This is a genomic window from Zoogloea sp. GDB6, from assembly GCF_056724105.1.
This window is the reverse complement of sequence record NZ_CM161497.1, coordinates 5437590-5455189: the sequence shown is the minus strand read 5'-3', so window position 1 is coordinate 5455189 and position 17600 is coordinate 5437590. Positions and strand designations below refer to the sequence as shown.

The 17600-nt window shown below is 68.0% G+C and carries 18 protein-coding genes; 5 read left to right on the top strand and 13 right to left on the bottom strand.

Annotated features, from left to right (window positions below):
* Window positions 1–38: 38 nt before the first annotated feature.
* From AC1PQG_RS24910 to AC1PQG_RS24885, 6 genes are all read right to left on the bottom strand, one after another.
* A complete protein-coding gene (locus AC1PQG_RS24910; protein ID WP_481120409.1) occupies window positions 39–1955 on the bottom strand; it encodes a diguanylate cyclase domain-containing protein in 1917 nt (638 codons plus the stop codon).
* 53 nt (window positions 1956–2008) lie between these two features.
* Window positions 2009–3016: a sensor domain-containing diguanylate cyclase gene (locus AC1PQG_RS24905; protein ID WP_481120408.1), complete on the bottom strand. Its 1008-nt coding sequence runs from the start codon at window positions 3014–3016 to the stop codon at window positions 2009–2011.
* A gap of 148 nt (window positions 3017–3164) precedes the next feature.
* Window positions 3165–3854, bottom strand: a complete 690-nt coding sequence (locus AC1PQG_RS24900; protein WP_481120407.1) for an ABC transporter ATP-binding protein — start codon at window positions 3852–3854, stop codon at window positions 3165–3167.
* On the bottom strand, window positions 3851–5071 hold the full coding sequence (locus tag AC1PQG_RS24895) for an ABC transporter permease (RefSeq protein ID WP_481120406.1): 1221 nt from the start codon (window positions 5069–5071) through the stop codon (window positions 3851–3853). Before AC1PQG_RS24895 ends, AC1PQG_RS24900 begins: the two co-directional genes overlap by 4 nt.
* Window positions 5068–6306 carry an efflux RND transporter periplasmic adaptor subunit gene (locus AC1PQG_RS24890; protein ID WP_481120405.1) on the bottom strand — a complete coding sequence of 413 codons (1239 nt, stop codon included), beginning with the start codon at window positions 6304–6306 and terminating at the stop codon, window positions 5068–5070. Before AC1PQG_RS24890 ends, AC1PQG_RS24895 begins: the two co-directional genes overlap by 4 nt.
* Window positions 6303–6800: a peroxiredoxin family protein gene (locus AC1PQG_RS24885; protein WP_481120404.1), complete on the bottom strand. Its 498-nt coding sequence runs from the start codon at window positions 6798–6800 to the stop codon at window positions 6303–6305. The genes AC1PQG_RS24890 and AC1PQG_RS24885 overlap by 4 nt, the downstream gene beginning before the upstream one ends.
* Before the next feature lie 58 nt (window positions 6801–6858).
* Between AC1PQG_RS24885 and AC1PQG_RS24880 the strand changes: the two genes are divergently transcribed.
* Complete coding sequence (locus AC1PQG_RS24880) at window positions 6859–7515, top strand: DUF4197 domain-containing protein (protein ID WP_481120403.1); 657 nt, start codon at window positions 6859–6861, stop codon at window positions 7513–7515.
* Window positions 7516–7529: 14 nt separating this feature from the next.
* Here the strand turns inward: AC1PQG_RS24880 and AC1PQG_RS24875 are convergent, their stop codons facing one another.
* A complete protein-coding gene (locus tag AC1PQG_RS24875; RefSeq protein WP_481120402.1) occupies window positions 7530–8294 on the bottom strand; it encodes a hypothetical protein in 765 nt (254 codons plus the stop codon).
* 157 nt (window positions 8295–8451) lie between these two features.
* Here AC1PQG_RS24875 and AC1PQG_RS24870 point away from each other — a divergent pair, with 157 nt between their 5' ends.
* Window positions 8452–9738, top strand: coding sequence for a Glu/Leu/Phe/Val family dehydrogenase (locus AC1PQG_RS24870; RefSeq protein WP_481120401.1), 1287 nt, complete (start codon window positions 8452–8454; stop codon window positions 9736–9738).
* Between the two features lie 6 nt (window positions 9739–9744).
* Here AC1PQG_RS24870 and AC1PQG_RS24865 read toward each other — a convergent pair whose 3' ends face one another.
* Window positions 9745–10224: a cupin domain-containing protein gene (locus AC1PQG_RS24865; RefSeq protein WP_481120400.1), complete on the bottom strand. Its 480-nt coding sequence runs from the start codon at window positions 10222–10224 to the stop codon at window positions 9745–9747.
* 53 nt (window positions 10225–10277) lie between these two features.
* Window positions 10278–10868 carry a TetR/AcrR family transcriptional regulator gene (locus AC1PQG_RS24860; protein ID WP_481120399.1) on the bottom strand — a complete coding sequence of 197 codons (591 nt, stop codon included), beginning with the start codon at window positions 10866–10868 and terminating at the stop codon, window positions 10278–10280.
* Window positions 10869–10958: 90 nt separating this feature from the next.
* Between AC1PQG_RS24860 and AC1PQG_RS24855 the strand changes: the two genes are divergently transcribed.
* The 3 genes from AC1PQG_RS24855 (at window position 10959) to AC1PQG_RS24845 (ending at window position 13649) form a co-directional block, all read left to right on the top strand.
* Window positions 10959–11468: an HPP family protein gene (locus AC1PQG_RS24855; RefSeq protein ID WP_481120398.1), complete on the top strand. Its 510-nt coding sequence runs from the start codon at window positions 10959–10961 to the stop codon at window positions 11466–11468.
* Window positions 11469–11624: 156 nt separating this feature from the next.
* Window positions 11625–12560, top strand: a complete 936-nt coding sequence (locus AC1PQG_RS24850) for a glycosyltransferase family 9 protein (protein ID WP_481120397.1) — start codon at window positions 11625–11627, stop codon at window positions 12558–12560.
* Between the two features lie 72 nt (window positions 12561–12632).
* Entirely contained in the window at window positions 12633–13649 is a 1017-nt protein-coding gene (locus tag AC1PQG_RS24845; RefSeq protein ID WP_481120396.1) for a transporter, read from the top strand.
* 1 nt (window position 13650) lies between these two features.
* On the opposite strand, the gene AC1PQG_RS24840 is transcribed toward AC1PQG_RS24845, so the two are convergent.
* From AC1PQG_RS24840 to waaF, 4 genes are read right to left on the bottom strand one after another with little or no spacing between them, the layout of a single operon-like run.
* Window positions 13651–14391 carry a polysaccharide deacetylase family protein gene (locus AC1PQG_RS24840; protein WP_481120395.1) on the bottom strand — a complete coding sequence of 247 codons (741 nt, stop codon included), beginning with the start codon at window positions 14389–14391 and terminating at the stop codon, window positions 13651–13653.
* 5 nt (window positions 14392–14396) lie between these two features.
* Complete coding sequence (locus AC1PQG_RS24835; protein ID WP_481120394.1) at window positions 14397–15464, bottom strand: glycosyltransferase; 1068 nt, start codon at window positions 15462–15464, stop codon at window positions 14397–14399.
* Window positions 15461–16543 (bottom strand): glycosyltransferase, encoded by a 1083-nt coding sequence (locus AC1PQG_RS24830; RefSeq protein ID WP_481120393.1) that lies wholly within the window; start codon window positions 16541–16543, stop codon window positions 15461–15463. The genes AC1PQG_RS24835 and AC1PQG_RS24830 overlap by 4 nt, the downstream gene beginning before the upstream one ends.
* The gene (gene waaF, locus AC1PQG_RS24825; RefSeq protein ID WP_481120392.1) at window positions 16540–17595 is read right to left on the bottom strand and encodes a lipopolysaccharide heptosyltransferase II; all 1056 of its coding nucleotides are present in this window, start codon (window positions 17593–17595) and stop codon (window positions 16540–16542) included. The genes AC1PQG_RS24830 and waaF overlap by 4 nt, the downstream gene beginning before the upstream one ends.
* Window positions 17596–17600 lie beyond the last annotated feature (5 nt).

Genomic DNA, 17600 nt, shown 5'->3' with positions numbered 1-17600 from the left:
ATACGCTGTCGACGCGGGCCTGCACGATACCCGAGATCTCAGTCCGCAAAAAACCGGTAGGTGTTGCGCCCCGCGGCCTTCGCGGCGTACATGGCCCTGTCCGCCTTCTTGAGTAGTTCCTGGGCGTCGTCGCTGCCGTTGATGGGGTACACGGCGATGCCGATGCTGGTGGAGACGTGCAGGGGCATACCGGAGATCCGGATCGGCTCGCCGATGGCCTGGATGATCTTGTCGGCCACTCGTGCGGCGTCTTCCGCATGGGTGACTTCGGTGAGCACCACGATGAACTCGTCGCCCCCCTGGCGGGCGATGGTGTCACCGCTGCGCACGCAAGCCTGCAACCGGTTGGCGACGTGCTTCAGCAGTTCGTCGCCGGCGTCGTGGCCGAGGGTATCGTTGATCTGCTTGAAGTGGTCGAGATCGAGGAACATCACCGCCAGCGAGCGTCCGAAGCGCCGCGCCTGGGCCAGGCCGTGATCGAGACGGTCGGACAGCATGCGCCGGTTGGGCAGGCCGGTGAGCACGTCGAAGAAAGCCAATTGCTGGATCCGCGCCTCGTCGTTCTTGTGGTCGGTGATGTCCCGGTTGGAAGCCCGGCGGCCAAGGAACTCACCGGATTCGGAAAACACCGGCAGACAGATGTGCTCGATCCAGCGCACTTGTCCATCGGGCAGCAGGATACGGAAGCAGAATTCGCAGGTCTCGTGCCTGTCGATGTGGTGCAGCAGGTGCTCATCGACAATCGCCCGATCGTCGGGATGGGCGATATTGCGCAGAAAGTCGGGGTCGGCCATGAAATCCGCCGCCGGACGACCGGTCACCCGTTCGCAGGACGGCGAACTGAACAGCGGCTGACGGTTCGGCGAAATCCAGGTTTCCCAGTCGTAGGCGAATTTCGAGATGGTCTGGTACTTGGTTTCCGATTCCGCCAGCAAGGTCCAGGCACGCGCCAGTTTCCAGCTGCCCAGCCCGGCCAGCACCAACATCAGTCCGGCGGCGCCGGCGACCCTCAGTCGGATGCGCTGTGCGATGGCATCCCGTTGCTCGCCGGGCCAGTGGGAGACGACTTTCCAGAAATAATCGCCGGCCGGCGGCATTCCCGCGCGGCGCGACTCGGCGGAACCCAGCGGGCGCATGGTCTCCCAGGTCCACACCCCGTCCTGAAGCTCTGTCTGCCCGCGCTCCGCCGCAACGATGGCTTTCCATGCCGCAGGCGCCCGGACACCCATGCTCGCCTCGGCACGCTTGAACATGAAGCCCCATTCGTCGGCCGCTCGAGGGCTTTTCAGCCAGTAGCCCTGCATGTCGACGAGCATGCCACGCCCGCCGGTGGCCTTTGCGAAAGCCTGCAGGATGCCATTCCCGTAGTAGTTGAGGACCAGCACGCCGCGCCTGCGGCCATCCCCATCGACCACCCGGGTAGCCACGCGGAGCATCGGCTTATAGGGGATCTCGATACGCTCATGCTCGATGTTGAGGTCGAGGGGCGAGATAAACACCTCGCCGATACCGAGACGCAGCGCCTCGCGAAAATAATAGCGTTGCGCCTTGTTCTGAAGCTCGGCTGCCGGCACCGTCACCGGCAGCCCTTGGCGCAGGTCCACACGCACCCGCTCCATGCCGCTTTCGTCGAGCCAGCGGATCTGATCATAAACCTGCTTGGCCCCCGAGAAGGCTGAGAAATCGGCCGCCAGCGAGGCCAGCCGGGCTGCGCTCGGTTCGTGCGCCACCTCACGCAGGCTGCGCAACCGGGACAGGAACAACAGGTCCCCGGCCACCGGTTCGATATTCCAGGTCGCCGCGCCGACGCCAAGCCTGACCTGGGCCAGCTCCAGTTCGCGCCGGTACGCCAGTTCGCGCTCCACCTCCAGATGGCCATAGACCATCGCGCCCCCGGCCAGCAGCGCCGCGAGGGGGAAGAAGAGACATATGAAGAGCTTCCGAAAACTGATCATGGCGTCGAAGCCCGTTGCGGGTGGCGGATGCGCCCACCCATACGCCGATCCTTTCAAAGGCTGGCGCTATCGGTTTTCCGGCGGCGGTGCGCCTGCTTGGCGGAATACATGCGGCGGTCGGCGACATCGAGCAGTTGTTCGATATCGTCGCTATCGTCCGGCAAGCAGGCGGCGCCGATGCTCACGCTCAGATCGTAAGCCTGGTCCTCGTACCGGAAGGGGCCAACAACATTGGCATACAAGCGCTGAACGACCGTATCGACGCCGGCCGACGGCTCGACCGGGGCCAGCAGCACAGCGAACTCGTCGCCCCCCAAGCGTGCCACCGTATCCGATTCACGGGACGCGGTCTTGAGCCGCTTGGCCACCTCGCGGAGCGCCGCATCGCCGACCCGATGACCGAAGGTGTCGTTGAGCTGCTTGAGGCCATCCATATCGATCATCAACACGCAGGCGGGCCGCCGCTCGCGCCCCTTACGGGCCGCCACTTTGCGCAGGCGGTCCATGAACAGGGAGCGATTGGCCAGATCGGTAAGGCCATCGTGGGTGGCCTTCTGGAAGAGCTTGTCGCTGTCGAGCTGGGTGGCGAAATGCATCGCTGCCGCCACCAGGTCGGACAGCAGGCCGAGCAGGGCTTCGTCCTGCACCCGGAAAGCCCGCGGCTGCTCGGACATGGCCTTCAGAACACCAACCACCTTGTTGTCGAACTTGAGCGGCATGACGATCATCGAGCGCAGGCCGATCCGGCGGCAGGCCACCTGGTCCACCCGTGCGTCTTGCTCGGTATCGTCGCTGCGCAGGATGGAGCCGCTTTCCACGCACATCCCAGACAGGCTGTTGGCCTGGCGCAGACGCAGGCCCAAGTGGGGGCCGGCGATGCCGGAAGCCGCCGCGTAGACCATGTCGCCCTCCTGGGCCAACTCGATCACCGCGCCGTCGGCATCGATCAGGTCCAGCGTGCGCTCGACCACCAGCGCCATTACTTCGCCCAGGTCCAGCCCAGCCTTGACGATCTCGGTCTGGATCTCGATGACTTTCAGCAACTGCTCCTGGGACGGCATGCCAGAGGGTCCTTGTGACTATTTCAAAATTATCAAATTCGTTACAAAACCATACTGAAGGCCTGGGCAATTGGCAACTCGGCAAATCACGCTGCAGCGCAATATCTCACGGCTTGTTGAAACACCAAGCAATGCGGCGGATGGATGCTCAGCAATCGGCGGCGAGGCGCCCGTCCACCAGCCTCACGGTGCGGTCGCAGCGGGCCGCCAGGCGCGGATCGTGGGTCACGATGAGGCAGGCGCAGTCGGTCTGGCGGTTGAACTCCCGCAGCAGCGCGAAGATGTCGTCGGCAGTGTGGGTGTCCAGGTTACCGGTCGGCTCGTCGGCAAGGATCAGGCGTGGCCGCAGCGCCAGCGCACGGGCGATGGCGACGCGCTGCTGCTGGCCGCCGGACAGCTCGGCCGGCTTCTTGTGGGCGTGGGCCTTCAGGCCGACTGCGTCGAGGAGTTGCAGGGCCGTCGCCTCGGCCTCGTCGTCGGGCGCACCGCGGGCGATGATGGCCGGCATCATCACGTTTTCCAGCGCGCTGAAGGCCGGCAACAGATAATGGAACTGGAACACGAAGCCGATGCTGCGCCCCCGCAGCGCGGTGATCTCGGCTTCCGACAGGGCTGCCGTGTCGCGGCCGCCGATGGACAGATGGCCACCAGTGGGCCGCTCGAGCAGGCCGATGATGTTCAGTAGCGTGCTCTTGCCGGAGCCGGACGGGCCGATCAGCGCGGCGAACTCACCTTGCGCCAGGCTCAGGTCGATGCCGTGCAGCACCTCGGTCTCCACCGGCGTACCGACGTTGTAGGCCTTGGTCAGGCCTGCGAGCTCGATGACTGCGTCGCTCATGAACGGATCGCCTGCACCGGGTCCATCTTCGCTGCGCGGCGCGCCGGGATCAGCGCCGACGCGAGGCCGACGCCGGTGGCCACCAGCGCCGCCAGCACGATGAAGCGCGGCTCCAGTTCAGCGGCAAACAGTGGGCTGCCGTCGGCGTTGCGGTAGATCGCCGAGAACATGTTGAGCAGCCCGAAGGCCAGCAGGCTGCCGAAGATCGAACCGACCGCCCCGACCAGCGCACCCTGGATAAGGAAAACCTGCAGGATCATCGCGCGGCTGGCGCCCATCGCGCGCAGGATGCCGATCTCCTTCTGCTTCTGGACCACGCTCACCACCAGCACGCTGGCGATGCCAAGGGCCACGATGAGGATCACGAAGCTGCGGATCAGGTTATTCGAGACCGTCTGGTTGCGCAGCGCGGCGAGAAGCTGGGCGTTGGTCTGCATCCAGCTGTCCACGGTGAGGCCGGTGGCACCCTGCAGGCGTTCGGCGATGGCCTGGGCGTCGAAGATGTCGGCTACCGTCAGGTCCAGGTTGGACACCCCACCGGGCAAGTCGAGGAGGCTCTGGGCCAGCGGTAGCGTCACGAAGACCCAGCGGCGGTTGAGGTCCTTGTTGCCGATGTCGAAGATGCCGCCCACCTGCAGCAGCTCGTCGCGCCCGTTGGGCAGCGCCACGCGCAGCTTGTCCTCCAGGCGGATGCCCAGATCCTTGGCCAGCTCGGAGCCGATCACCGCGCGGGTGCCGTCCACCGCGAAGCGGCCGGCAACCATGTATTCCTCCATGCGCACGATGCGCCGGTAGCGCTCGGCATCGATACCCATCAGCGCGACGGACTTGTTGGCCTGGCCACGCACGGCGAAGGCCGGCCCGGTCACCGTCGGTGACGCCGCGGTGACGCCGGGCATGGCGGCGGCCAGGCGGGCCACGTTCTCCCACTGATCCACCGAGCGCAGGCGCTGGGCACGGGGTTCGATGACCGCCGTCGAGGCCGGGTCGTCGAAGGCACGGCGGTTGGCCTCCTCCAGCGGGCGGATCACCACGTGGGGCTGGGTGCCGAGCACCCGGTCCACGATTTGCGCCTGCAGTTGGGTGATCAGCTGGGTCAGGAAGACGATCACCGCCACCCCGCCGGTGGTGCCGGCGAGGATCAGCAGGGTCTGCATGCGCCCCTCGCGCAGGAAGCGCAGCGCAACCAGTGGCGCGAAAGGCAGGCGCAGCTTCAACGCATCATGCCCTGCGGAACCTGCACGCCGCCGACCTTGGGCTTCTTCGGTTCGCGGATGCGCAGTTTGTCGCCTTCCAGCGCGCCGGAGGCCGGCAGCACCACCTGGTCGCCTTCGGCGAGGCCCTTGAGGATTTCCACCTGGCCGATGCCGGCCAGGCCGAGCTGCACATCGGCGCGCACCGCCACGCCGTCCCGGGCCAGCAGCACCCACGGCTTGCCACCGTCGAGGTCGCGCACCGCCTCGGACGGCAGCACCAGCGTGGCGTCACGGCGGCCGGTAATGGTCTCCACCGAGACGGTCATGTCGGGGCGCAGGAAATCCGGCGGCGCCGGCACGCGGAAGCGGATCTCGACGGTGCCGCGCTGGGGGTCCACCGCCGGTGCGAGGTAGTACAAGGTCGCATCGAAGGGCCGCGCCGGATAGGCATCGGCGACGCCACGGGCCTGCTGGCCGGGTTGCAACAGGCGCAGATTCTTCTCGTCCACCGTCGCGTAGACACGGGTTTCGCCGCTGTCGGCCAGTTCCAGCAGCACCTTGCCGGCCGCGGCCACGTCACCGGGCTCGGCCTTGCGACTGAGCACCACGCCGGCCGACGGCGCGGTGAGGGTCAGCAGCGCGGCCCGCGCGCGGGCGTTGGCGAGCTGGGCACGGGCCTGGGCGACACGCGCCTCGGCGGCGATCTTTTCGGTGCCGCCGGGCTGTTGGGCCGCCAGTTGGGCGCGGGCTGCGGCCACCGCGGATTCCGCATTGGCGGCGTTGCGCAGCGCATCGTCGGCCTTGGACTGGGCATAGAAACCGCGGCCGACCAGTTGGCTGGCGCGCTCCGCCTCGGCGCGGGCCACCGACCGATTGGCTTCGGCCTGGGCCAGTTGCTGGGCCGCCACCGGGCGGCCGAGGGCTTCGATCTGGGTCAGGCGTGCTTCGGCTTCGGCCAGCGCAGCCACCGCTTGGCCGATCAGCGCCTCGGCGTCGTCGGCGCGCAGGCGGGCCAGCACCTGGCCGGCCTTCACCTTGTCGCCCTCGCGCACGGCCACTTCGAGCACCGTGGCGGCCAGCGGGCTGCCAATGGAAATCCGCGCCGGCGTGACGATGCGCCCGGTGGCCACCACCGACTGGGTCAGCGGCGCCTTGCGCACCGCCGCCACGTCCACCTCGCGCCCCTTCGGCCACAGCAGCACAGCCGCGACCGCGCCGGCCGCGGCCAGCGCCAGGATCAACCCGCGGCGCGTCACGCGGGTTCGGCCAGGAGTTTGTCGAGAAGGGCGTGGAGCTTGGCGAAGTCCGGCTCGCCGAGGTATTTCTGGACGACCCGGCCCTGCTTGTCGAGCAGGAAGGTGGTCGGCGTCAGGCGCACGTCCTCGAAGCCCTTGGCGGCCTTGCCGCCGCTGTCGAGGGCCACGGTGAAGGGCAGGCCGTTCTTCTGCGCGTAGTTGCGCACATACTCGGGCGGGTCGTAGTCCATCGCGATGGCCACGGTCTCGAAGCCCTTCGGCGCGAACTTGTTGTAAGTCTCGATCAGCTTGGGCATTTCGGCCACGCAGGTGGTGCAGGTGGTAGCCCAGAAGTTGACCAGCACCACCTTGCCCTTCAGGGACGACAGCTGGCGGGTCTGGCCGTCGAGGGTCGTGAAGCTCACGTCGGGCGCCGCCGCCTGCTGACTGCAGCCATGCAGGAAGGCCAGGATCAGGACAGGCGCGACAAGACGCGTGATAGCCTTTAATAACATCGTGTTCAACCGGAAAAGAAGGAGGTATGCCGTGCGTGCGATTTTGAGAGCTTTGCTGTTGCTTGTCATCTGTAGCCAAGCCTGGGCCCTGGGTCTGTCCGACCTGACCGACAAGGATGCGTCGGGTGGCCTGAAGGACGCCCTCGTCCAGGGGGCCGGCAAAGCGGTTGGACAGCTGGGCGCGGACGGTGGTTTCCTCAACAATCCGAAAGTGAAGATCGGCCTGCCCGACAGCATCGCTCCGCTGGAAGGGGTGCTGCGCACGATGGGCCGCGGCAAGGACGTGGACGCCCTGATCGCCACGATGAACAAGGCCGCCGAGCAGGCCGTACCGAAGGCCAAGGTCCTGCTGGTGGACGCGGTGAAGAAGATGAGCGTCGAGGATGCCAAGAAGATCCTCACCGGCGGCGACGACTCGGCCACCCAATACTTCAAGGAGAAGACCTCCGCCCAGTTGGCGGAATCATTCCTGCCGACGGTGAAGGAGACCACCGACAAGCTGGCCCTGTCCGCCCAATACAACAAGCTGGCCAGCAAGGCCAGCCAGTTCGGGCTGGTCAAGGGCGACGAGCTGAAGATCGAGAACTACGTGACCCGCAAAGCCCTCGACGGCCTCTACCTGATGATCGCCGAGGAAGAGAAGGCGATCCGCAAGGACCCGGTAGGCGCCGCCACCGGCCTCGCGAAGAAGGTCTTCGGGGCGCTCGGCCAGTAAAGCCGGCGCCGGCCTCAGAAACGGAAGCCCACCGTCAGGCGGGTGGCGTTCACGTCGCTGAAGTTCTGCCACGGCTCGTAGGCCAGGCGCAGGAACCAGGCCGGGAAGTCGTAGCCGAGGCTGAGACCCCAGCCTTCCACCGGGCCGCTGTCGGCGATGCCGGTCTTGCGCAGCACGTCGACGGTGATCCGCTGGCCATTGCCCACCGGCCAGCGCGCCACCGCGTGGACGTGCTGCTGGTGGGTGCCCAGGCGGTCGTCGCGGATCGCCATCAGGTAGTAGGTGCGGCCGCTGTCGTCCCGGTAGCCGGCGGCCAGCGACAGCGCGTCGTTGGGATCGAAGTTGAGATTGAAGTAGGGCTTGGTGTTGGTGCGCCCGATGCCGGCCTGCACGAACCACGGCTCACCCAGCTCGACGCTGAAGCTGCCACCCCAGAATCCGCCGGATGCCCATTGCAGCGATGGCTGCAGGGCCAGCGTCGAGCCCTCGAAGGGTTGCCAGCTGGTGTCCATGCCCGCCCGCCCCTGGGTGCCGAAATCCCGGTCGCGGTAAGCCCCCAGCCACACCGAGGAGTCGCCGCGACGGTAGCGCAGGTTCACGTCCTGACCGCTGAAATTGCCGCCGTAGCGGTATTCGCCTAGGCTCAGCTTGAACGGTCGGTCAGCCGCTGCGGCCTGCACCGCGGCCGCGTCGCCGGGCAGGCGGGCTTCGTCCGAAGCGTGGACGGCCAGGCTCGCCGCACCGCCGATGGCAAGAACAATCAGCTTCTGAACACGCATCACGGACCGCCGTCGCGAAAAACACACAGCGCGATCATAGCCGACAGAGTTCACAGCCGGGATCAACTGGGCGGAACCGAAAGCCCGCTGCACACTCTGCGTTATTAAGGAGGCCGGCAGAGCGTCCCGCCCCGGCCCGTCGGAGGAGGAAGACAAAGTGAACAATGTTTCGCACATCCCGTCCTACCTGTCGGCCGAGCACCTCGGCCCGTGGGAGACCTTCCTGGTGCAGGTGGACCGGGTCGAACCGCACCTGAACCCCGAGCTGCGCGCGCTGACGCCCATCCTCACCCGCCCGATGCGGGCGCTGATCGTCAATGTGCCGATCCGCCTCGACAACGGCGAGATGGGTCATTTCGAGGGTTACCGGGTCCAGCACAACCTGGCCCGCGGGCCCGGCAAGGGCGGCATCCGCTTCCACCCGGACGTGACCCTCGCCGAGGTGATGGCCCTGTCGGCGTGGATGACCGTCAAGAACGCGGTGGTGAACGTGCCCTTCGGCGGCGCCAAGGGCGGCGTGCGGGTCGATCCGCGGCAGCTGTCCACCGCCGAGCTGGAGCGCCTGACCCGCCGCTACACCAGCGAGATCCACATCCTGCTCGGCCAGGACAAGGACGTGCCGGCCCCGGACATCAACACCAACGAGCAGACCATGGCGTGGATCATGGACACCTACTCGATGAACGAAGGCCGCACCGCGATGAGCGTGGTCACCGGCAAGCCGATCAGCCTGGGCGGCAGCCTGGGCCGCAAGGACGCCACCGGCCGCGGCGTGTTCGTCGCCACCGTCGAGGCGGCGCGGCACATCGGCCTGGACATCGCCGATGCGCGAGTCGCCGTGCAAGGCTTCGGCAACGTCGGCGAAGCGGCGGCACGCCTGTTCTCCAACGCCGGCGCGAAGATCGTTGCGCTGCAGGACAGCACCGGCGCCATCGTCAATCCCGCCGGCCTCGACGTGCGGGCGGTAAAGGCCTGGCGCCACGAACACGGCACGCTGCAGGGCGCACCGGGCGCTGAAGCGATCTCCACCGACGACTTCTGGCAGCTGGAAACCGACGTGCTGGTCGCCGCGGCGATGGAAAACCAGATCACTGCCGCCAACGCCGGCCACATCCGCACCCGCATCATCACCGAAGGCGCCAACGGCCCGACTACGCCGGAAGCCGACCTGATCCTGCAGGAGCGCGGCATCACGGTGATTCCCGACGTGCTCGCCAACGCCGGCGGCGTGACGGTGAGCTACTTCGAGTGGGTGCAGGACATCAGCGCCTTCTTCTGGACCGAGGACGAGATCAACGCCCGCCTCGACCGCATCATGCGCGAAGCCTTCGCGGCGGTGTGGGATTCGGCCCAGGCGAAGGGCATCCCGCTGCGCACGGCCGCCTTCGTGCTCGGCTGCGAACGGGTGCTGCTGGCCCACAAGGTGCGCGGGCTGTACCCATAAACCGGCTCAGTAGGGCGAGCCGTCCTTGTGCACGAAGACCCAGCGGCCGTCCTCGCGGAGGGCCTGGAGGTCGTCGTCCGGGTAGCTGACGGCGTCGCCCTCGCTGCGGTCGCCAACCTCCAGGTACACGACCTCCTCCTCGCTGAGGTTCACCAGGCAGTGCGCATCACCGGAGCCGGCCCGGAAGCCTGCGCACATGCCAGGCTCGAGGCGGGTTTCGCCCTGGTCGGTACGCAGGGTCGGCGTGCCGCTCAACACGTAGATGAACTCGTCCTGCCGGCTATGGGCGTGGCACAGCGCGGACACCGCACCGGGGGCCATGCACACCAGATTGACGCCGAAATTGCCGAGGCCGAACAGATCGCCGAGAGGCCGTTTCTCACGGCCGTTCATCCGCGACGCGAATGGCTCCGGATAGGCAGACGGGCGACGACGGGGTTCGGCGTCGGCGGCACGGATGGCAACCGGGGGCTTGGTTTCGCTCACGGGCAGGCTCTCCTGAACACACGGGTGATAAGAAAACAGAGATCGGCAACGAATCAAGCCGTGGCGGGAAGCAGCCGACGGGCCATATTCCAGGCCCGCTCCGCGGCCCCTGCGTCGCCGCTCACCAGCGCCACGCCGATTGCCCCATCGAGCAGCAGGTTGAAATCTGCCGCCAGCGCCGGGGCCGCATCAACGCCGACCAGCGGCTCCAGCAACCCAGCCAGGTAGCTCTCGACGGCCTGCTTGTGCTCACGGGCCAGCTGCTGCAACTCGGCCACTTCCCCGTGGAACTCCGCCGCCACGTTGAGGAACATGCAGCCGGCGAAGCCCGGTTCTGCAAACCACTGGCGGTGCCAGACGAACACCGCCGCCAGACGATCGATCGGCACCGACTGGCGGTCGACGAAGGCCGCCAGGCTGGCGCGGAAGCGCCGGTCACGCTCGCGCAGCACCTCGGCGATCAGCGCGTTCTTCGACGGGAAATGAGCGTACAGGGTTTTCTTGGCGACCCCGGCCTCGGCCAGCACCCGGTCAATCCCGACCGCATGATAGCCACCGGCCGCGAACAGGCTCAGGGCGGTGTCAACCAGATGGGCGCGCTTGTCGGCACGGGACACAGGCTGCGGTGGCATTGGACTGGACATGGCTTCACGTTACCTGCTGCCGCAGGGCTTGCAAAGCCGACGGCGAAGGCTGATAGTAGACAGATCTGTCTACTTTACAGGAGAACACCGATGCCTGCCTTCCTTCACCGTCTGCGCGGCGCCGGTAGCGCCCTGCCTCCCGTGCCGCCAGCCCGCTCCGTCGCCCTGGCCGGGCTGGGCGGCTTCCTCGCCATCGCGGCGGTCGCCGGCCTTGCCGAACAGGCTTCACTGGCCCTGCTGCTGGGGTCATTTGGCGCGTCCTGCGTGCTGGTCTTCGGCTTTCCCGAAGTGCCTTTCTCCCAGCCGCGTAACGTCGTCCTCGGCCATACGCTGAGCAGCTTCGTCGGCCTGGCCTGCCTGGCAGCCTTCGGCCCGCACTGGTGGGCCGCCGCGCTGGCGGTGGCACTGGCGATCATGGGCATGATGGCGCTACGCTGCGTGCATCCGCCGGCCGGCTCCAACCCGGTGATCGTCTTCCTCACCGCGCCAGGCTGGTCCTTCCTGCTCACCCCGACCCTCGCCGGCGCCCTGCTGCTGGTGGCCGTTGCGCTCGTGTACAACAACCTGCGCGGGGCAAAGCACTACCCCCAGTACTGGTGACACCAAGCACTTGTGACGGCTGTATCTGTGGGGGATGAACCTGTCGGGACGAGTTTATTCGCCCCGGCAGGAGATGGGTTCAGCAACGGCGGCCACATCAGGAAAGACGGATTCGCCTGGGCTGTTACACTTTCGCGCCATTTTCCGCTGGTGCCCATGCCGGGCAACAGCGTCGACGAGAAGGACAGCAGCGGCATGCAGACGCCCCCTCCCAGCCAGCACTCACCGGAAGAAGACGCCCGGGTCACCGCCGTCATCGATTGCAGCACGATGCGCCTCGGCGACCGCATGGCCTGCGCCTGGATGGCCCAGCAGCGCCATCGCACGACCGGCGAGCGCTTCGCGCTGATCGACCGCCACCCGGTGCTGTCCCGGGATTTCCCGCTACCGCGCTATTTCGGCGAGACCTTCGTAGACTGGAGCGAGGCCCGGATCGCCGCCGCCGCGCTGCCTCGATGGGACATGGGCAACCTGTGGCTGACGGTGACCAATGCCTTCGCCGCCAATCCGCGAGCCGGCCGCTTCGAGATGCTGCCGGCGGACATCGCGGCCCAGGCGCGGGAGCTTGCGGCGGCGACGCCCGGCGGCAAGCCGCGGATCCTGGTCCACGTGCTCGACGACGCGCCCTACAACATGGCCCGGCGCTGGCGCCGCAAGGACGCCGACGCGCTGTGCGACGAACTGCGCCGGCTCGGCGGTGAGGTGGTCCTCCTCAACCCCGCTTCGGCCCAGTTCATCGGCGGCTTCGAGCGCATGCTGGCCGAGATGCTGGCGGCCGACCTCTTCGTCGGCGGCGATACCGGGCCCAGCCATGTGTTCGCGCTGCTGTGCGCCGACAAGCCGCAGGTCGCCGTCTACCCGTCGATGCTGAAGGACCAGCGCAAGTTCGCCGCCGACCAGGCCCGCCTGGGGCTGGCGCTGCCGTGGGACAGCCTGCCCAAGCGCCCGGCCCTGCGGGTCATCACCATGAAGCGCCGGCTGGCATTGATCTGGCACGAGCGCCAGCTGCTGCTGCGGCGGGCCGGCCTGTTCGACGGCCGCGACGTCGCCCGCCAGGTGATGGCCGAACTGGCAGCGCACACGAAAGGCTGACGACAGCCGCCTGTCACAGCGGCGTGACATTCGTCGGCTAGGCTCGCCGGCTGGTCCTTCTGCCTACCCGCCGTGCTGCCCAACGACGCCTCCTATGGCTCCGACCGCTCGGGGCTGATCTCCGGTTTCCTGTTCCGTCCCGGCTTCGCCGGGGAAGCCCTCGACACGACGCGGGCCTCCCGCTGGCTGAGTGGGGCCGAACCCGCCCATGACGGGGCCTTTGCGTGGCTGCATTTCAATCTCGCCAACGCTGCCACCGAACGCTGGCTGCGCGAGCACCTGGGCGAGGTCGATGCCTTTTTCGACGCGCTCCATGAGGGATCCCGCTCGACACGCATCGAGTACGCCCACGACGCGCTGATCGCGGTGGTGAACGACGTGCTCTACGAGTTCGACTTCGAGCCGTCGCAGCTCGCCACCCTGTGGCTGTACCTGGACGAGCGCACGGTGATCAGCGCCCGCCTGCAGCCGCTGCGCACCATCGACCGCCTGCGCGAAGCAGTGCGCCAGGGCGAGACCTTCGACTCCACGGTGGCGATGCTGACCCACCTGCTGCGCGATCAGGCCGACGTGCTGGTGCAGATCGTGCGTACCGCCACCGACCAGGTGGACGACGTGGAAGACACCATGCTCGCCGAGCGCGGGCAACGCAGTCGCGCCCGGCTGGGCTCCCTGCGTCGCGTACTGGTGCGCCTGCGCCGCCTGCTGGCGCCGGAGCCGGGCGCCTTGTTCCGCCTGCTCAACCAACCACCACTCTGGATCGCCGATGACGATCTGCAGGACCTGCGCCATTCGACCGAAGAATTCTCGGCGGTGCTGGCCGACATGAGTGCGCTGCAGGAACGCATCAAGCTGTTGCAGGAAGAAGTCGCCGCGCAGGTCACAGAGGAAACCAACCGCAGCGTCTATGTGTTGACCATGGTCACCGTGCTGGCGCTGCCGATCAACATGATCGCCGGCCTGCTCGGCATGAACGTCGGCGGCATTCCGCTGGCCGACCATCCGGAAGGCTTCTGGATCGTCGTCGCGATCATCGCCAGCTTCACCGTCGGCGCCGCCTGGTGGGCCTTCCGGCGGACCGACGAATAGCCTAACGGTTCGAGCGGCGGATCGGCGGGTGCTTGGGGATGTTCTTGGCGAGCAGCTTCCAGGCCACGCCGAAGACGTCGTCGCCGCGCGACACGGCCTTGCGCGGCAGGCTCAGCAGATCGTCCTCCGGCGTCGCGGCAGCCCGTTCGCAGGTGGTGCCGCTGAGGTAGCCGGCAGCGGCGGCGGCCTCGACGCAGCGCAGGTCGTGGCTGCCATAGGGGTAGCAGAAGTGGGCCACGCGCCGGCCGAGGAGGTCTTCCAGGGCGGCCTTGCTGGAGTTCATTTCATCGGCAATCCGTTCCGTGCCCTGTTCGGCAAGGCGCAGGTGGCTGCGGGAATGGGAGCCGATGGTGAAGCCGAGATCCTGCACCTCTCGCAGCTGGGCGGCATTCATCAACGGCGCCGGCTCCGGCCCCTTGCCGGCATCCCAGCGCGAAGTCTGGCCGATCAGTCCGCTCACCGCATACACCGTCGCCGGGTAGCCATGCTCCTTGAGCACCGGCGCGGCGTGGGTCAGGAAGTCCACGTAGGCGTCGTCGAAGGTCAGCACCAGCGGCCGCGGCGGCAGGGGCTGCTCACCGCGCAGGCCGGCCACCGCGTCGTCGAGGCTGATCACCGAATGGCCGAGCAGCTTGAACAGCGTCATCTGCGCCCGGAAGCGCGGCAGGTGGCAGTACAGCGCGCCGTGGGCCTTGACCCGCCCGGGGAAGTCGCCGACCCGGTGGTACATCAGTATCTGCACCCGCGTCATCGTTTGCAGGCCTCACGATAGACGGCAATCGTGCGCTCGAACATCGCGTCCTCCGTAAAGCCGCCCTCGAAGATCTGCCGCGCGCGGGCGCCGAAGGCCGCGCGACGGTTCGGATCGCCGAGCAGGTCGTCGATGGCGGCAGCCAGCGCGACGGGATCGTCGGGCGGCACCAGATGGCCGCTGCCACCCTCCTCCACCACCTCGCCGATGCCGCCCACCTGACTGGCCACGATGGGCAGGCTGCAGGCGGAAGCCTCCAGCAGCGTCAGCGACAGGGCTTCCCGGCGCGACGGCGCCAGCAGCAGATCGGACGCTGCCAGCAGGGCCGGCACATCTTCGCGATGGCCAAGAAAACGGATCCGCCCCTCCAGGCCGAGTTCCCGCGCCTGGGCCTGCACCTGCGGGCCGAGGTCGCCATGGTGGTCGCCGGCCAGCAGCAACGTCCAGCGCCGTTCGCGGAGGCGCGCCAGCGCGGCCAGCGCAGTGTCGTGGCCCTTGGCGGAGACGATGCGCGCCGCCATCAGCAGGCAGGGTTCGTCGTCGGCCACGCCGAGCTCGCGCCGCGTCACCGCGCGCACATCGGCCGGCAGGCTGGCGGCGAGGTCGGCGATGCCGTGGTGGACCATGCGGATGCGCGCCGGATCGTAGCCGGTACGCGCCAGGAAATCCGCCACCGCCTGGGACACCGCGATGATGCGGTCGGCGCGGCCGAAGTGCTTGCCGGCATTGTCCGAATGGGCGGTGGCCACGTTGGGCAGGCGCGCCAGCCTGGCCGCCAGGCCGGCGTACCAGGCGCCGCGGGTCAGGTGGCCGTGGATCAGGTCGGCGCCGATGCGGCGGGCGTACAGCGCCAGACGCACGGTGGAGGGTAGATCGTAGATGCCGACCAGCGGCAGGTCGATGCCGTCGAAGCCGTCAGCGCGCAATTGCTGGCCGAGCCAGCCGGCCATCGGCCCGGCGTAAAAAGCTTCGTGGCCGCGCTCGCGCAGGCCGCGCATGAGTTGCAGCGCGTGGCGCTCGGCGCCGCCGCTCTTGAGGCTGCGCAGGACGGTGACGATCTTCACTGACCGAGCACCTTGCGATAAATGGCCAAGTTGCCCTCGACCATGCCGTCGATGGAAAACTCGGCCAGGATGCGTGCCCGTCCGGCTTCGCCGTAGTGGGTGCGCAAGACCGGATCGGTGACCAGGCGTTCGATGGCGGCGGCCAGCGCCGGCACGTCGCCCGGCGGACACAGGATGCCGGTCACCCCGTCCTGCACCGCTTCCGGCAGACCACCGGCGCGACTGGTGATGACCGGCACGCCGGCCGCCGCGGCCTGCAGCAGGGACACGCCGAGGCCTTCCATCTCGGCCGGATGAACGAGCAGGTCGAGGCCGCCGACCCAGTGGGCCAGGTCGTGGCGGAAGCCGGCGAAATGCACCGTGCCGCCGAGGCCGCGGGCCGCCACGTCGGCGCGCAGCTCGGCCTCCAGCGGCCCCTGGCCGAAGACCAGCACCTGCAGCTCGGGGTAGTGCTCGACCAGCTCCGGCAGTGCCGCGAACAGGTAACGGTGGCCCTTGCGCGGGATCATCTGGGCCACCACACCGATCACCAGCGCGTCCTGCGGCAGACGGAACTCCGCACGGAAGGCCTCCGGATCCACCGGTACCAGGAAGGGCGCCGGATCCACCGCGCTGCGCACGCAGCTGACTCTCTCCGGCGCGAGGCCTTCGGACAGCAGCACGTCACGGATACCTTCCGAGATGGTGATCACATGATCATAAAGACGGTACTTGCAAGCGACAGCCAGCCGGGACTCAGGGTTATCCACGCGGCGTGACAGCACGCAGGGCACGCCGGCCATCCGGGCCGCCAGGGCTCCCCAGGTATCGGCACCACGGCGGCTATGCAGATGGACAAGATCGGGCTTCTCGGCGCGAATGACCCGCGCCAAACGGAAGGTCAGGCCGGCATCGCCGTCGCCCCCCATCCGCATCTCCAGCAGACGTGTGCCGGCCGGATGACGATGGGCGATGTCGCTGCCGGCCGGGCAGGCCAGTAGCGTCTCGATGCCGCGGGCGGCGAGGCCCTCGGTAATGTACTGGACCTGGCGGGCCCCCCCGTAAAGGTGCTTGCCCGCTTCCACATGCAGAATCTTCATGGTCTTGTTTCTTGGGTCTGGACGGCCAGCATGGCTTGGGCCTGTTCGAGGACCATGGCCGGCGTGATGTCGCGCAGACAGGTGAATTTGCTGCCGCAGGTCGGCCGGCGCCGACAGGGCGAACATTCGAGGCCGAGCCAGATGACGCTGCCGGTGGGGCGGCCAGTGTTCAGGTAGGGACGCGTGGAACCGAAGATCGCCACCGTCGGACGGGCCAGCGCGGTGCCCATGTGGGTCAGGCCGGTATCCACGCCGATCAGTAGCGCCGCGTGGGCGATGGCGGCCACCGCCTCCGGCAGGCGCGTGCGGCCGACCAGGTTGACGATGCGCGGGTCGGCCGCCGCGATGCGTGCCGCCGCTGCGACGTCGGCCGGACCGCCGAGGATCACCGGGATCAGCCCGGTGGCGGCGATCAGCTGCGGCGCCAGCGCCTGCCAGGCGTCCTCGAACCAGTGCTTCTGCGGCCGTGTCGTGAACGGCGCGAACACCGCGTAGCGGCCAGGCGCCAGGCCGTGCTCGGCGAGCTTGCCGAGCACGCCGGCTTCGGCAGCCGGATCGACGGTAAGCGTCGGCAGAAAGGCGCCGGCGTCGAGGCCCAGCTGCTGGGCCAGGTACTGGTATTCGGAACCGATGCGCGCCTGTTCGCCGCCGCGCGGGATCACCTCGCTCATCAGCAGCTGGCTGCCTTCCTTGGAGCCGAGGCCGACGCGCCGCGGCGCCCCCGACAGCCAGGTGACGAAGCCGCTCTTCAGCAGGCCCTGCAGATCCAGCGCGGTATCGAAGCGGCGCGCGTGCAACTCGCGCCGCAGCTGGCGCACGCGCCGCCACAGCTCGAGGCGGCGGCCTTCCTTCCACAGCTTGACCCATTCGCCCTTCGACCAGGTGATGACCTCGTCGATGTTCGGATCGCTGAGCAGCAGTTCGTGAATGCCCGGCTCGACCAGCCAGGCGATGTGGGCGTCCGGGTGCGTGCGGCGGATCGCTGCCGGCAACGCGGAGGCAAACACCACGTCGCCAATGGCGGAACTGCGGATGATGAGGATGCGTTTCACGGGCG